This window comes from Flavobacterium sp. NKUCC04_CG, from assembly GCF_019345525.1.
Lineage (GTDB): Bacteria > Bacteroidota > Bacteroidia > Flavobacteriales > Flavobacteriaceae > Flavobacterium.
In genome coordinates, this window is record NZ_JAHKRA010000002.1 from 82373 (window position 1) to 99267 (window position 16895).

Annotated in this window: 15 protein-coding genes; 3 read left to right on the forward strand and 12 right to left on the reverse strand. The window is 35.5% G+C overall.

Features of this window, described 5'->3' with window-relative positions:
• Positions 1–262: 262 nt before the first annotated feature.
• The 10 genes from KO524_RS01990 to KO524_RS02035 all read right to left on the reverse strand — a co-directional run bounded on the left by KO524_RS01990 (position 263) and on the right by KO524_RS02035 (position 9711).
• Entirely contained in the window at positions 263–1303 is a 1041-nt protein-coding gene (locus KO524_RS01990; RefSeq protein WP_219288962.1) for an o-succinylbenzoate synthase, read from the reverse strand.
• Positions 1304–1434: 131 nt separating this feature from the next.
• Positions 1435–2115, reverse strand: coding sequence for a metal-dependent hydrolase (locus KO524_RS01995; protein ID WP_219288965.1), 681 nt, complete (start codon positions 2113–2115; stop codon positions 1435–1437).
• Positions 2116–2145: 30 nt separating this feature from the next.
• Positions 2146–3054 (reverse strand): 1,4-dihydroxy-2-naphthoate octaprenyltransferase, encoded by a 909-nt coding sequence (menA, locus tag KO524_RS02000; protein WP_219288968.1) that lies wholly within the window; start codon positions 3052–3054, stop codon positions 2146–2148.
• Positions 3055–3072: 18 nt separating this feature from the next.
• Entirely contained in the window at positions 3073–4575 is a 1503-nt protein-coding gene (locus KO524_RS02005) for a PH domain-containing protein (protein WP_219288973.1), read from the reverse strand.
• Positions 4562–5179: a PH domain-containing protein gene (locus KO524_RS02010; protein WP_219288976.1), complete on the reverse strand. Its 618-nt coding sequence runs from the start codon at positions 5177–5179 to the stop codon at positions 4562–4564. Before KO524_RS02010 ends, KO524_RS02005 begins: the two co-directional genes overlap by 14 nt.
• A gap of 96 nt (positions 5180–5275) precedes the next feature.
• Positions 5276–6115, reverse strand: a complete 840-nt coding sequence (locus tag KO524_RS02015) for a 1,4-dihydroxy-2-naphthoyl-CoA synthase (RefSeq protein ID WP_219288985.1) — start codon at positions 6113–6115, stop codon at positions 5276–5278.
• 619 nt (positions 6116–6734) lie between these two features.
• Positions 6735–7454: a DUF3307 domain-containing protein gene (locus tag KO524_RS02020; protein WP_219288988.1), complete on the reverse strand. Its 720-nt coding sequence runs from the start codon at positions 7452–7454 to the stop codon at positions 6735–6737.
• On the reverse strand, positions 7451–8047 hold the full coding sequence (locus KO524_RS02025; RefSeq protein ID WP_219288990.1) for a SatD family protein: 597 nt from the start codon (positions 8045–8047) through the stop codon (positions 7451–7453). The genes KO524_RS02020 and KO524_RS02025 overlap by 4 nt, the downstream gene beginning before the upstream one ends.
• A 234-nt stretch (positions 8048–8281) precedes the next feature.
• Positions 8282–8515, reverse strand: a complete 234-nt coding sequence (locus KO524_RS02030; protein ID WP_219288992.1) for a hypothetical protein — start codon at positions 8513–8515, stop codon at positions 8282–8284.
• Positions 8516–8535: 20 nt separating this feature from the next.
• Positions 8536–9711: a class I SAM-dependent RNA methyltransferase gene (locus KO524_RS02035; protein ID WP_255555100.1), complete on the reverse strand. Its 1176-nt coding sequence runs from the start codon at positions 9709–9711 to the stop codon at positions 8536–8538.
• Between the two features lie 92 nt (positions 9712–9803).
• Here KO524_RS02035 and KO524_RS02040 point away from each other — a divergent pair, with 92 nt between their 5' ends.
• Together KO524_RS02040 and KO524_RS02045 are read left to right on the forward strand one after the other, a co-directional pair.
• Positions 9804–10535 carry a bifunctional 2-polyprenyl-6-hydroxyphenol methylase/3-demethylubiquinol 3-O-methyltransferase UbiG gene (locus KO524_RS02040; protein ID WP_219288995.1) on the forward strand — a complete coding sequence of 244 codons (732 nt, stop codon included), beginning with the start codon at positions 9804–9806 and terminating at the stop codon, positions 10533–10535.
• The gene (locus KO524_RS02045) at positions 10536–11252 is read left to right on the forward strand and encodes a ZIP family metal transporter (protein ID WP_219288998.1); all 717 of its coding nucleotides are present in this window, start codon (positions 10536–10538) and stop codon (positions 11250–11252) included.
• Positions 11253–11345: 93 nt separating this feature from the next.
• Here the strand turns inward: KO524_RS02045 and KO524_RS02050 are convergent, their stop codons facing one another.
• Positions 11346–12545 (reverse strand): pyridoxal phosphate-dependent aminotransferase, encoded by a 1200-nt coding sequence (locus KO524_RS02050; RefSeq protein ID WP_219289001.1) that lies wholly within the window; start codon positions 12543–12545, stop codon positions 11346–11348.
• A 231-nt stretch (positions 12546–12776) separates the two neighbouring features.
• On the opposite strand from KO524_RS02050, the gene ccsA reads away from it, so the two are divergent.
• Positions 12777–15917, forward strand: coding sequence for a cytochrome c biogenesis protein CcsA (gene ccsA, locus KO524_RS02055; protein ID WP_219289018.1), 3141 nt, complete (start codon positions 12777–12779; stop codon positions 15915–15917).
• Positions 15918–16205: 288 nt separating this feature from the next.
• Here ccsA and KO524_RS02060 read toward each other — a convergent pair whose 3' ends face one another.
• Positions 16206–16811: an outer membrane beta-barrel protein gene (locus tag KO524_RS02060; protein ID WP_219289021.1), complete on the reverse strand. Its 606-nt coding sequence runs from the start codon at positions 16809–16811 to the stop codon at positions 16206–16208.
• Positions 16812–16895 lie beyond the last annotated feature (84 nt).

Genomic DNA, 16895 nt, shown 5'->3' on the forward strand with positions numbered 1-16895 from the left:
CCAGTAATACTACTTAGCAATTGCGACTAAAACTTTGGTCGCTTTTTTTGGATTATTTCTATTCTAATAAATAAACCGTAATGGTATTAACTTTAGAAGCTTTTATCACTATTTGATTCCTTCGCAATACAGTTTTTATTAGATATAAAAACTTAATTTAAATTAACTACAATGCGCTTTCCACTGATCGGAACAATACACCTTTAATAATATAGCAAACATCTATATAGCATCAAAAAATGAATGCCCTATGACAACCGCTTTACCTCCAACTAGGCAAACTCCATTTTAAAAACGGATCATACCAGAGTTGTCCCTTTTGAACCACTAAGGGAGACTCAAAATTGTTGGTATACAAGCTACCGGTTCCCAAACCTTGCGGCATGTTATTGTTTAGTGTAAAAGTCCATTGAGCTATAGCATTTAGTCCAATATTACTCTCGAGTGCTGAGGTAATCCACCAACCGATTCCACGAGCTTCTGCCAATTCAATCCATTCGGTACAACCGCGAAATCCACCTACTAGACTCGGCTTTAAAATGATAAATTGCGGTTGTATTTTATCCAATAGTTTTTTCTTATCGTTAAATTTTATCACTCCAATCAACTCTTCATCTAAAGCGATAGGCAAAGGAGTGGCTTCACATAACTCTGCCATGCTGTCATATTGTTTTGTTTTAATAGGTTGTTCGATACTATGTAATTGAAATTCAGATAACTTAAATAGGTTATTTAAAGCGTCACTATAATCAAAACCGCCGTTAGCATCAACGCGTAATTCGATTTCTTCAGCTGTAAATTGCGTTCGAATATAACGTAAAAGACGCAATTCTGACTCAAAATCTATGGCGCCAATTTTGAGTTTTACACAATTAAACCCCTCTTTTATCTTATCGTCTATTTGACTTTTCATACCTGCCTCATCTTCCATCCAAATCAAACCATTAATAGCAATTGCCGCTTTTCCCGACGTAAAATCCGAAGGAAAAAGAATCATGCCATCATCGCTTTCCAACGATTTAAAAGCCTGCTCTAATCCAAATTGAATCGAAGGAAATTCCAATAGTTTTTCCCATAATAAATCCAATCCCAAATGAATATTATTTGCCACCCATTCCAAAGTAGCTTCATAATCCGGTCGGTCATCAAAACTCAATGAGCGCAAAATACCGCATTCCCCCAGCCCTGTTTTCCCTTCGCTCTCGAGCTTGATTAACCAAGTTTCCTTTTGAGTTAGTATACCCCTAGAGGTACCTGATGGTTTTTTAAAATTTAAGTCGTGCCGTTGGTAGGATAATTTCATAAGTAGTAGTATCGTAATTTTTAATCCGATTTAGTGACTGAATAGACTAGACAAACTATCAAGCCTTGAATTATGAAGACTTTAAAAGACTTTAATCTGCAGATAGGGCGTTTTATACACCGATTCGTCAGTTAAAGCTCTATGGCTTCGCCAATAGTCAAAAGCATCAAGTCCTTGCCCTTCTCATAAAATCTTTTCACCGCATATTCGTGATCAATTTCAATATATCCAAACGTATCATAGTGATACCCCATTACTTTATCACACTCTAAAAATTCAGAAGCAATCACCGCATCGTCAATGCCCATGGTAAAGTTATTACCTATAGGTAAAATAGCTAAATCCAGTTTGGTTCGCATCGGTATCAACTTAAAATCAAAAGTCAAAGCGGTATCTCCTGCGATATAAATATTTTTATTTTTACTTTCAATGACAAAACCACCCGGTTGTCCACCATAGGTTCCATCGGGAAAGGAACTCGAATGTATCGCAATAGTATATTTAAGCTTACCGAAATCAAATTTCCACGATCCTCCATGATTCATCGGATGTGTCTGAAAGCCCTTGTCCGCATAGTAATCCGTGATTTCAGCATTGGAAACTATAACGGCTTCCGGATTGTTATTGATGATGGCTTCGACGTCTAATACGTGATCACCATGTGCGTGAGTAAGTAAAATATAATCGGTTTGAATAGACTCCAAATTAATGTGTTTCGCTTTGGGATTCCCCGAAATAAAAGGATCGACAATCAAACGAATATCCTCTATCTCAATGCCCAAACACGCGTGTCCATAATAAGTAATTTTCATAGGTAGTTAGGTATTTATAGTGATTAAATTTTAAATTAAAGCCAACGAAAACAAAAGTGCCAAAAAGAAGGTTCCCAAAGCGACTCTTTTCATTTCTGGATCCAATTTTTTAGGATCTTTATTGTTGATTACTACGACTAAATGTTTGATAAAAGGCAAATAAGCAATGACAAACATAAAGCGATACCACAGCATCTCTATAACAATCGCATAGATAAAGATAGCAAGAAGCGCCACAACGACAATAGTATAATGATAAATTTTGGCCTTTTCAGCCCCTAATAAGACCACTAGCGTGTTTTTACCAGACGCTTGGTCCGATTCTCTATCGCGCATATTATTGAGGTTTAAAACAGCTATACTCAAATTACCTATCGCTATTGCCGGTAAAATCTCTAACCATCCGAAAGATTGTGTATAGAGATAATAAGACCCCAGAGTACTGACCAACCCAAAAAAGATAAAAACAAACAAATCTCCTAATCCTCTGTAGCCATAAGCCGAATTCCCTACTGTATATTTAATTGCTGCTGCAACTGCAGCGACTCCTAAAACAAAGAAGAAAATGGATGTCATAAAATGTTCGCTACCAAAGGAAACATAAATCAACAATACCGCCGACAGTAAGGACAAAATCGCAGTTATAACAACCCCTTTTTTCATCTCAGCTGCTGAAATGATACCGCTCTGTACCGCTCTTTGTGGCCCAACCCGGGTATGATTGTCTGTTCCCTTAACCCCATCGCCATAATCATTAGCAAAATTAGATAATATCTGTAGTAATAAAGTGGTCAGCATGGCTAAGGAAAAAATCCACCAATAGTTACTCATTGTATGGGTTGCATTAAATGCACAAGCACTACCCACCAGTATTCCTGAAACCGATAACGGCAATGTTCTCAAACGAGCGGCGTTAATCCAAGCTTTAGTTTTTGTCATCTTCTATATAATTATAATCTACATCCAATTTTTTGTTGATGTCTCTATTTGAAACAACCAATAATCTACATATTTTTTGATTTCAGAATATTTGGCACTGTTAAATCGAAGTACTCCTCCTGCGGTATATAAACTAACACCACCTATATCACTGTTTCGTTGCCAGAAAAACTGCGTGGTCTCGATCTTCTGAATTTTGTATGGCTCGATAATTTCTTTAGAAATATCCCAAAATCCCCTTTTTATCACGATAAATTGTGGATGGATATACAACGTACGAACGCGATACATCCGATAGCTCACTGCCGATACCAATATCAGATACAACGGCATAATTGCATACCACTCCCTACTGGCGATATAATCTCTAAAGAATAATAAAAATAGTAGTATGGGAAATAACCCAAAAAAGAAAAAACGCATCCAAAAAAAACGATTACTCGATTTAAGCGCTACACCTTCAACGGGTTGTTCGCCATAAATCATTTGAAATAAATCCGCTTTTTCTACAGCAGAACAGCCTGGGATTTCTAAGGCAGATTTTTTATTTTGTTTATCAGACTCTTCTCCAGCTACCTGACGTATATGAATCTGAAGTATATCCCACCTTTTTTGAAAATAATTCTGAACTGTTTTAATAATCTGAACGCGATTGGGCCTGATAATCGTGCTGCGAGTAGCCAACAACCCAAAACTCAATAAAAGTGAATGCGATTCTTTAACTATGGTAAAGTTGTAAAACTTATACAATGTACGAATCAAATTAATGACCAATACAGAAAGTATGGAAAGTATAGCAAAAAACAAGATAACATAGCCGATCCAATATTGATTGACATAGGCCTCCATCTGCTCGGGATCCACTTCAAAACGATCGCCTAGATAATTACTTACCTGCTCGTAAATGGTATTTAAAAACAATAAAATAATCAAAAAAGTTTGAATATATCGTGAGGTTAACCCCACCTTAATCAAACTGCCCATACTTATTTTACTTGTTTTTATATCTTTATCAGCTTTATTTTTAGTCAAATACACCTCTTTATCAGAAGTAACACTTAAAGCATGTTCCAATAAACAATGCTTGAGTGCTACAGCAACGTCATAACTGACCGAGTTAATCATAACTTCCTTTCCTGAGCCACCGGCTGAATCGATTTCGACCGCAAAAACACCAACCAACTTTTGAACAAAGCTTTGATTGATATTGACCTGCTGAATTTTTTCGAGTTGAATCATGATCTTCGATCGATTGAACACCCCTTTTTCAACGATAAATTCGTTGCTCTCCGGCCGGATATAAAAATAGAAGTTTTTAAAATTTAAATAAGCCATGACCAACAGTAATATACACAATACTACACTGACCAAAACCACATATATACGCGTTTGAGATTCTGCTTTTAATAAGATAATAATTAAAAGAGGTACAAAAGCCCTTAGCAACTTTTGTAGGGCATAGAGAAAATGAGCAATAATACCGATTTTGGATTGCCTTTGGGGTTGGCTAAAATTCTCCATCTGTTGTTGAAATATCTTTATTCTCAGGTTGATTTTCTTCTGCTCTATCGCTTATTTCAGGCTTGTTGTCAAAATGAACCTGATGAACCTTATCTACAATAAATTGTTTGATTCGCTCCGCTTGTTCTTTTGGAATTCCAGGGATTTTTAAATCTCCACTCGCTCCTCCAGCGGTATAAAACTCCAAAGCTGCTAATTGATACATTCTTGAAATCATTCCTTCATGTAATGCTACATGTTGCACTCTATTATAAGGAATTACGATCTCTCTTTTAAGTATAATACCACTTCTATATATAACATCGTGCTCTCTAAAAGCATAGCTTTTTTTCGAAAAACCCAAGATTGAAATCACCCATACAAATAATGCTATTACAACAGCAGCCACCAAAGTAACAGCGGCAATCATTTGAGGATTATCTTCTTTTTCAATCTTAAAATCCCACCAATAAAAAATCAGTCCAGCACCAATGATAATCAGAGAAACTAGCGTTGCATTAATCACGACCACTTTTTTATACTTAGGGTCTAATGCCAAAAAAGACACTTCATCAATTGAAGGCAATTGTGAAGTGTCTATATGGTGATTTGAAAATTCTTTCATCGTTGTGTATTAACTAATATCGTATAGCCTGTTTACTTCAACGGCTTCCTACCAGCAATTTATATATGTTATAGACCTCAATGACTCTAAAATCGATTAAGGAATCCATTGTTTAACGAAATTCGGTTTTCTCTTTTCTAAAAAAGCATCCCTACCCTCTTTGGCCTCATCAGTCATATAGGCTAAACGAGTGGCTTCTCCTGCAAAAATTTGCTGCCCAACCATACCGTCATCAGTAAGGTTCATCGCAAATTTTAGCATTTTAATAGACATAGGAGATTTTTCCAATATTTCCTGAGCCCATTGAAAAGCAGTATCTTCTAATTCATCGTGCGGAATTACCGCATTGACCATACCCATTTCAAAAGCATCTTGGGCGGAATAATTACGTCCTAAGAAAAAGATTTCTCTTGCTTTTTTCTGACCGACCATCTTAGCCAAATAGGCCGATCCATATCCGCCATCAAAACTGGTTACGTCCGCATCGGTTTGTTTAAAAATAGCGTGTTCTTTACTCGCTAAAGTCAAATCGCAAACCACGTGCAAACTATGTCCTCCTCCAACTGCCCATCCTGGAACAACAGCAATAACCACTTTAGTCATAAAACGTATTAAACGTTGTACTTCCAAAATATTCAATCTATGCATACCGTCCTCACCCACATAACCCTGATGACCGCGTGCCTTTTGGTCTCCACCACTGCAAAAAGAGTAAACCCCATCTTTTGATGAAGGACCTTCTGCCGAAAGTAAGATTACACCTATACTGGTATCTTCCTGTGCGTCGTAAAACGCTTTATACAATTCACTGGTTGTTTTTGGACGAAATGCATTTCGTACATCGGGTCTATTAAAAGCTATTCGAGCTACGCCATCACACTTTTTATAGGTGATATCTTCAAACTCCATAGCCGTTTTCCAATTTATAGTACTCATAGTATATTTAAATTTAGCGTAAAAATAAGGCATTTTTTGTATTATACCCCATATTATCCTTTTATTATCTGCTAGCTTTTCTTTTCAAATCCCTGAAATTATACCAATAAAAATAGTTTTGTTTGACAAACTGCTTATTCGTTTTATTATAGGATTTTTAAGATATAAGTCCTCTATATCTGCACTACTCCAAGCGTGACCAACATACACAAAACCAGTTGAGGTTCCTGAAATTTTAATTGAACACCTATTACACTTTACACCGTTAAAATAGCCAAATCCATAACTTTTAATAAGCCAATACCGCTTGACTCTAATATTAAATCACTAACAATCAAAAGAATCGAAAAAAAATCAACACAACTTATTTAAAATTTAAGTATATTTGTTTAGAACTCAAGTTATGAATAAGAAATTTTACATCATCTGTTTATTGGTATTACTGGGTAGCCTGCTACTCAGCAGTCTGGCATTTTCGCAATCGTAATCAGCACTAGCAACGCTATAGATTAATTAGAAATAGACAACCCAATTGATTCGTTGCAATCAAACAATACAGCTCTTTATCTTGTAGATGATAGGTTTTGTTTCAAAATTTTAAAAAAGTACAAGATGATCATCAGCCTGTAATTAGTTGATGTAATTTATTAAAAAGTACACCACAAGCCATTGCCATTCCAAAACTCAGCAAGGTACCTATCAAAACATATTCGGTTAATTTACGATCTTTTGAACGCGTTAAATCACCAAACCGAAAAATCGATTTAGCCGCTAAAAGAAAACCAACGCCCTCCCAAAAATTCATGATTACAAATCCAAAAACAAATAAGCGCTCTAAAATACCTATATATTTTCCTGCATTTTTTAATGCAACACCGTCATCATCTATCTTCCAAGTAGAAATCAATACTTTCATAACTATAGCAGCTACAACTGTCGTTAATAATAAACACAAGCTTAGCAACATATAGGTAGGATCATTAAGTATGTCTAAATTCCAATTCCAAGATTCATAAAATGCAGCCACAAAAACCAGTACGCTTAAATGTGCGATTTGATCGATAAAAAATGCCCAAGGTTGGACCATTTTTTCTCCAAAATACAACTTTAGGAGATCTATTATGTAATGAGAAACCACTACCAAGCCTATTATGCTAAAATAATTTGCAGTTCCCCAAAGCAGCACACTCAACAATACTACGTGAACAGCTATATGGTAATACAAATATTTTGAACGTATTTTTTTTACCTCTTTATCCTTTACCCAATTTGTGGGTTGCAAAAGAAAATCACCTAAAAAATGGGCTAATAAAAGTTTTAAAAAAAGCACACTAATCATAAGGGGTTATTTTTTACATAATACTGTAGTACTTTTTGGATTTCATCATACCCCCCCCTTTTTAACGCCTTACTGATATTACCTTGATTCATGTTTGTCAATTTCGCCAATTGCAGTTGCGTAAAATCAGGGTTATCAAACATTTTTTGAATCAAATATATAGAAACTGGGGTCCAAGCATTAACTATGGTTGAAATCAAATCTAAAAACAGATTTATAATTTCGTTCCACGATGAATCATCACTTTGAAAACTCAGGGTTTTGTGTTTTAATCGATCAAAAGCTTCGCCCGAATGAATAAAAGCACTGCCATTAGATTGCGACAACTTCGCATCGGTATAGTTTTTTTCACCTACACCAATTGAAATTCTCACATCCAAACCCTTAATTTGCTTTAAGGCAGCTTTTAAGTATAAGGCAGCTTGTAAAGCCTGGTCCACCCCAACTTCTAACTGAAAACTATCACCTCTGAAAACCTCCCAACCACTCCGATCCACAGCCAATAATGCCAATGATTTCTCAAGGACAGGAAGCCATTCTTGAGGTTCTAGCGATCTGGAATTGATAATATCCCCAGTTAATATTGCGGTCATAATAATGAATTTACTTCTCAAAAATACAATTTATAAATCAAATAAAAAATAAAAAATTATGTCACAAAAAGAACATAATTTAAAATATGTCATTATTAGAACATAATTAAAAATATGTCGTTATTACGACATAGTAAAAATTTAAAAAACAGCATCAACTACTGCTGTCTGCAATAAAAAAAGGGCTGCCTTTCACAAGACAACCCTTATAGATTTAAAATATAACAAACTATTTTATTTAAACGTTTTCACTCCCTTCATAAAAATCCATTTCATCAAAATACGATCTCCATCCTGTGTTGTCACATTTTTAAACTGAGGAGCTAAGATCGTTGCCACAACCGCGCTTGTCAAAGGTATCCAAAACCCAGTCAATCCGGTAAACTCAACGATAATTAATCTAAGCAGAAAAAATAAAACGGCAAAGCTTATAAATTGTAAAAGGAAGGTTTTTACTTTTGTATTCATGTCAATTATTTTAAAAAAAATTATACAATATCGGAATCTTGATTGGTTTGAAACTTCGTTCGCTTACTACCGGCATACATTTCATATTTAACCAATCGCGCTTCTAATTTTCCATTAAAAAGTTTGATTTTTCGCGAAGGTTTAAGTCCTACAAACTTTAGGGCTTCTAAGTTGGCCGTGATAAACCAAGCAGAAGTACCGGGGTAACCTCTTTTTAAGGTATCTCCAATTTCTCTATAAAAATTCTCTAAATCAATATCCAATCGCTCCCCATAAGGCGGATTAAACACCATATGCAACGGTCCTTCCGTTTCTTTTTCAGTATCAAAAAAGTTTGCTTGTTCAATTTTTATATATTCATCTAAATTCGCATTGCGAATATTGTCTTTGGCTTTCATTACTGCGGACGGAGCTTTGTCATAACCTTTTATAGTATAATGAAACTCTCTAACCTTTTTAAACAAGGAATCGGTGATTTGATCAAACAAATCATTATCCCAATCTTTCCATTTCTCAAATGCAAATTCTTTGCGATTGATATTAGCTGGAATATTACAAGCTATCATCGCTGCTTCCGCCAAGATTGTACCACTACCACACATCGGATCCATAAAATCGCTTTGTCCGTTCCAACCCGACATCAACAACATACCTGCCGCTAAAACCTCATTTATAGGAGCGATATTCGTAGCTGTTTTATAACCACGTTGATGAAGGGAATTTCCAGAAGAATCCAAGGCAACAGAACACATATCTCCTTGTATGTGAATATTTACTCTTAAATCCGGGAAATCTTTATCAATACTTGGTCGTTTTCCTGTGTCATTTCTAAATTGATCCACTATCGCATCTTTTGTTTTTAAAGCAACAAATTGCGAATGGTTAAAATTGTCGGAGTTTACGGTAGCATCAACCACAAAAGTCTGTTCTGCTGTAATATATTTAGACCAATCAATACTCTGAATTCCTCTATAGAGATTTTCTTCATTATAAACGGCAAATTGTTCGATCGGTTTTAAAATTTTCAAAGCAGTTCTCAAAGCTAAATTCGCTTTATACATAAACCCTTTATCTCCTTCAAAGCTCACCATACGAACTCCTTGTTCTACTCTTCTAGCTCCTAAAAGCTCCAATTCTCTGGCCAAAATTTCTTCAAAACCAAAAAACGTTTTAGCGACCATTTTAAAATTTTCCATAGGCGTATTCCAAATCAGGAATATTTATTTTAAATATAATATTCCACAAAAATAGAGTAAATTTACAGGCTATAAAAGAAATTAAGCAACTCATGCAAAAAGATTCAACAAAATGGTATGCTTCGTGGTTTGACACATCGTATTACCATACCCTATATAAAGACCGTGATCACGAAGAAGCTCAATTATTCATGGATAATTTGACGCAATATCTAAATTTACCCGAAGAGGCAAAAATATTGGATTTGGCTTGTGGAAAAGGACGACACTCTATATACTTAAATCAATTGGGTTATGATGTAACTGGAGTAGATTTATCTCCAAATAGCATTCGAATTGCTCAAGAACACGAAAATGAAAAACTTCATTTTCACGTTCACGATATGAGAGAACCTCTGCCTCAACAATACGAAGCTATTTTTAATCTCTTTACCAGTTTTGGTTATTTTGACGACGAAACCGACAACATCAAAACCTTAAAAGCCATTCGCGACAGTTTAAGCGAGTACGGTTTTGCCGTTATGGATTTTATGAATGTAGATAAAGTCATACCCAATCTGATAGCCGAAGAAACCAAAACGGTTGATGGTATCGAATTTCACCTCAAAAGACGTTACGAAAACGGTTTTATAATCAAAGACATTTCGTTTGACGATAAGGGTGAGCATCATGATTTTACAGAACGCGTCCGCGCATTCCGATTGGAAGATTTTGAAAAAATGATGGAAGAGGCTGATATTAATTTACTGGATATCTTCGGTGATTACAAATTGAAAAAGTTTTACAAAGGAGAGTCAGAACGTCTAATTATGATTTTTAAATAAATGGTTTACATCCTTCCATTACTATCTATACTGATCGGTTATTTAATCGCTATTTTCTTGCGTCCAAAAAACAAGAAAAACCTAAAGTTACTATTAGCTTTTAGCGGCTCATTTCTACTGACACTAACGGTAACCCATTTGTTACCTGAAGTATATGCAGCAGCTGAAGGCTTAAATCACAGTGCCGCAGAACACGACCACAGTCATGATCACAGCAGCAGCATTGGCATTTTTATCATGATTGGAATCGTGTTTCAAATTGTTTTAGAATATTTTTCTAAAGGAGCAGAACACGGTCATGTACACTTACCCCAAAAGATGGAGGCCATGCCTTGGTTATTGTTTATCAGCTTGTGCCTACACGCCCTGCTAGAAGGCATGCCCCTAAGTCAACATCTCGACTTAGCTTGGGGTATAGCCATTCACCATTTACCGATTGCAGTAATCTTAACCACCTTTTTTATCAATGCGGGTATGGACAAAAGAAAAATACTCTTTTTTATGTTGGTATTTTCTTTGATGACACCATTGGGAACTTATGTTTCCGGAACCTTTATGGCACTGCAAAAATATTATGCTGAAATTTCAGCCATAGTTGTAGGAATCTTATTTCACATATCCTCAACCATTATATTTGAAAGTAACGAAGACCACCGTTTTAATTTGACGAAGTTAGCATCGATTATACTGGGAGTTATCGTGGCTTATTTTATATAAATCAGATTTAAAAAAACATCACATCTATTTAAAGATAAACACCCCATAAAACAGTAGTTTTATGGGGTGCTTTTTTATATGATAATGCCGTACTTATTTCTCAATAAGACGGTATGCTGTTAAAGCGTGTTTTAAAATTTCTGCAGAACGCAACAAATCTTCTTTCTTTAAAACATAAGCCAGACGAACTTGATCTAAACCAACACCGGCTGTCGAATAGAAACCGGCTGCCGGAGCTACCATAACTGTTTCACCTTGGTAGTCATAAGATTCCAAAATCCACTTCGCGAAATCGTCGGCATTTTTTACTGGAAACTTGGCTACACAATAAAATGAACCGTTAGGAACCCCCACTTGTACGCCTTCAATTTGCTGTAAGGCTTTGATAAATATATCGCGGCGTTCTTTATACTCCTCAATTACTTCATCAAAATAACTTTGTGGTGTATCTAGAGCAGCCTCAGATGCAATCTGAGCATAGGTAGGAGGACTCAATCGCGCTTGAGCAAATTTCATGGCTGTAGCCATCAATTCTTTGTTTTTAGACACAATACAACCGATACGTGCACCACACATACTATAACGTTTAGACACCGAATCGATCATAATTGCATTTTGTGCTATCTCCGGAAAACTCATAATAGACACATGGGTATGTTCCCCATAAGTAAATTCTCTATATACTTCATCGGCAATTAAAAACAAATCGTGTTTTTTAACCAAGTCTGCTAATTGAGCAATTTCTTCTTTTGAATACAAATAACCGGTTGGATTACCTGGATTACAGATCAAAATAGCTTTTGTCTTTGGCGTAATCAATTTTTCAAACTCCGAAATAGCCGGTAGTGCAAAATCGTTTTCAATAGAAGACATCACCGGAACTATAGTGACTCCAGTTGAAGTAGAAAATCCGTTATAATTCGCATAGAAAGGCTCTGGAATAATGATTTCATCATCGGTATCCATAGTACTACCCATTGCAAAAATCAAGGCTTCAGACCCACCGGTTGTGATGATAATATCTTCAACATTAATCGGTAAATCGTGTTTTTGATAATAGGCTGCCAACTTGGTTCTATAACTTTCAAAACCAGCTGAATGACTGTATTCCAAAACACTAATATCTGCTTGTTTCACTGCATTTAAAGCTACTTCAGGTGTTTTAATATCCGGTTGACCAATGTTTAAATGATATACTTTATTTCCTTTTTTCTTAGCAATTTCAGCAAAAGGAACCAATTTTCTAATTGGAGATTCGGGCATATTTTGCCCTTTTAATGATACTTTCGGCATTGTTATTTTGTTTAATCTATATTTATATAAATTTGTAAAACAAATGCCTAAACCACCTAAAACTATGCGATTCGGCTTTTATTTCTTAATTGTATATTGCAAATGTAAGCGATTTTATTTAGAGTTTTAAACAAAAAAAATACGCTACCAAATATTAAGTTAAATATATTTGAAAGCCCCTCAATTTGGTTATTTTTGTTGGATTATAAAAAAACCAAGAACAACAAAATCATGGATAAAAAAATTTTTGCCTTTTTTTCGTCTACCCGACTGATGGCTGTTTTATTTATTGTGTTTGCTGCTGCATTGGGTATTGGAACCTTTATTGAAGACCGCTACAATACGGATACAGCTAGAATCATGATATATAATGCCAAATGGTTCGAAGCCATTATGCTTATTTTCGTTTTTAACTTTATCGGTAATATCAAGCGTTACCAACTGCACAAAAAAGAAAAATGGGCTACTTTATTATTACACTTGTCCTTTATTTTGATTCTAACCGGTGCATTTGTTACCAGATACATCAGTTTTGAAGGAATGATGCCGATTCGCGAAGGTGAGGCATCCAACCATTTTTTTTCTGACAAAACGTTTTTAACAGTTATGGCTGATGGAGACTATCAGGGAGAGATGAAGCGATTGACTTTTGAAGAACCCAAATTGATGTCTGCCGCAACAGATAATTACTTCAAAATGAAAAAGGAATTCAATGGAATTCCCTTTGAAATAGAGTATAAAGACTACATCATGGGGGCTACAGAAGAAATTCAAGCCGATGAAAAAGGAGTGTATTTTTTAAAAATGGTAGAATCTGGCGATGGAGATCGACACGAACATTTTTTAAAAGAAGGAGAAGTTACCAGTATTCACAATGTACTGTTTGCCTTTAACCAACCCACTGCTGGTGCTATCAATATTCATAAAGAAGGTGACAATTATAGTATAGACACGCCTTTTGAAGGTGACTTTATGCGAATGGCAGATCAATTTAAAGGTGTAGTCGAAAAAGACAGCAAACAAGAATTGATGTTCCGTTCTTTATATAATGTAGCTGGAGCTCAATTCGTATTTCCAGAATTGCCTGCTAAAGGTAAAATCGTACTAAAATCAAGTGACGACTATAAAGATAATCGTGCTGAAAATGCTTTAATTCTAACAGTTCGCTCACAAGGGCAAGAACAAGAAGTTACTTTAAAAGGAAATAAAGGTCGTATGGGAGTACCTGCATCTATCCAATTGGGTGATTTGGAATTCACCATGATGTTTGGTAGTAAAACTTACGAAACCCCCTTTAAAATTCAATTGAATAAATTTATCGCTGCTAAATATCCAGGTACTGAAAAAAGTTATTCTGCTTTTGAAAGTCAAGTAACTGTAATTGCACCAGACGAACAATTTGACGCGCGTATATTCATGAATAACGTATTAGATTATAAGGGATACCGCTTTTTCCAAGCTCAATTTGACGAAGATGAAAAGGGAACCATTTTATCGGTGAATCACGACTGGTGGGGAACTTGGATTACTTATATTGGTTATACCTTTTTATACATTGCTATGTTAGCTATTTTATTCGACCGCAACACCCGTTTTAACGATTTGAGAAAAAAACTTAACAAAGTGAGAGAAAAGAAAGCCAAACTATTGACCGTGTTGATTTTGTTTTGCACTTTCGGTGTTTTTGCACAAAACAATCACAATCACAATATTCCCAATCTTCCACAACTAGACTCGTTACTGAACGCAAGTAAGGTTACGGAAGAACACGCGGCTCACTTCGGCTCTTTGGTTATTCAAGATGCCGGTGGTCGTATGAAACCGATCAATACATTCTCTTCTGAATTATTGAGAAAAGTGAGTAAATCTGATCATTATAAAACCATGAATTCCGATCAAGTTTTCTTATCCATGTCTCAATTTCCACAATTGTGGTACAATGTTCCTTTAATCGAGTTAAAAAGAGGAAACGACAGTTTAAGAGCCACCATCGGAGTAGATAAAAAAGCAAAATTTGCTGCTTTAGTACAATTTTTCGACGACAAAGGAAATTACAAATTAAGTAAATCACTTGACGATGCCAATCACGCAGGTGTAAAAAATCAGTTTCAAAAAGATTTTATTGAAGTAGATACTCGTGTCAACTTATTGTATTCGGCATTAAGCGGAAAAATATTAACGATTTTCCCTATTCCTGGCGACAGTAATAACAAATGGGTTTCATATTTAGAACTTAATGAGGCAGGATTAAAAGGAATGGACTCTCTGTACACCAAAGAAATTCTTCCTCTCTATATGACTTCTCTTTTAAAAAGTATAGAAACAAAGGATTACAAAGCAGCTGATGAGTTTTTGAATTCCCTACACGGTTTTCAAAAGAAATACGGTGCTGCTGTAATGCCATCAGATAACAAGGTTAAGGCAGAATTATTGTACAACAAATACGATGTATTCAAAACCCTCTACTCCTACTATATGTTAGCAGCTGTAGTGATGTTTATATTTATCATTATTCAAATTGTAAAACCTGCAAAATTTGCTCTTACAAGTATTAAAATATTAACCGTAGTAACTTGGTTTTTATTCGCTGCCCATACACTTGGTTTGGCGATGCGCTGGTATGTTTCTGGACATGCACCTTGGAGTGATGCCTATGAATCGATGATTTACGTAGGTTGGGCAACCATGTTATTCGGTTTGATTTTCGGTCGAAAATCAGAATTAACCATTGCTGCAACTGCATTTGTCGCCGGAATGATTCTCTGGACGGCACATTTAAACTGGATGGATCCCTCTATTGCAAACCTTCAACCCGTTTTAAATTCGTATTGGTTAATGATCCACGTTGCTGTAATTGTAGCGAGTTACGGTCCCTTTACCCTTGGAATGATTTTGGGTATAGTAGCTTTAATTTTAATGTTGTTTACCAACAGTAAAAACAAAGCAAAAATGGAGCTCAATATCAAAGAGATTACCTATATCAACGAAATGGCATTGACGGTGGGCTTAGTCCTATTAACCATTGGAAACTTCTTAGGAGGACAATGGGCCAATGAAAGCTGGGGACGCTACTGGGGATGGGACCCTAAAGAAACTTGGGCATTAGTTAGTATTATGGTTTATGCCTTTGTAATCCACATGCGTTTTGTTCCTTCTTTAAGAGGAACCTGGATTTATAATCTAATTAGCATCTTGGCTTTCTACGCTATCGTTATGACCTATTTTGGAGTAAACTTCTACCTAACCGGATTGCACTCTTATGCTAAAGGTGAAAAAATTGTTACTCCCGATTTTATTTATATTTCGATTGCCGCAATCGGCCTATTGGGATTGTTTTCCTACTTTAAATATAAAAAGTATTTTAAGAAATAAACGATTTTATCAAAAACACTCGATGCTACATCGGGTGTTTTTTTTTATTCTATAAGTAGCCAATATCTAGACCTAAGACCTTAAGCTTACTTAAGAAAAGCTATTGAACTCAGTTGCCAGTAGCTACAGCAATTATATAACAAACAAAACGTGCTGAATAGCTTATAACGAAACCGCTTATGGCTGTACTTATACTTGGGAAGCATTTGCTTTAAAAACCCGTATAAACCAAAAAAAGCTACCTCTCGGTAGCTCTTTCATCTGTGAAATATTTTAAAGTAAAGTTACTTATTTTCCTAAGAAAATTTGAAAACCAACAGCAACTCCTAAACCATTTTGCGCCGATGCTGTAGAAGCATTAGATTTACTATAGTTGTATCCAACCTCTGCCTCTAAAGCAACGTTACGAGATACAAAGTGAGAATAACCTAATCCCACACCAAAGGCAAAAGAAGTTTCATTATTGTTTTCTCCTGTTGCAGAAGCACCACTAATACCCAATTTACCATTTCCATAGAATCTACCAGTTTCACTAGCTCCTTCAGGGAAATAATAACGAGCAAAAGGCATAAAGGTATAATTCCATACATTATCACCACCTTTAACCGTTTGGAAACCTACTCCGGTTTCTAAACCAATCGCAATACCATCTGTAACAAAATACCCAGCTTTTGGCATTACATTAATGTTGAAGTTTTCTCCTTCAAAACTGTAACCCAAAGATCCAACCGCTCCTCCTACCATCCAATTCCCTTTTTTAATAGGACTCATTCCTACTTTTTCGGATAATTTAGGAGCCTCAATAGAGTTAATTGTTGATTTAACTGTGGACTGAGCGTTTGCCGATACTAATCCGCCTAATACTAAAGCAGACATCAAAAATAAATTTTTCATAGAATTACTTTTTTAAAGTTTTAGTTAAATAATGAAATTTAATTATTACTAATTTAAGGAATTTTAAATTTAATAACTAATAAA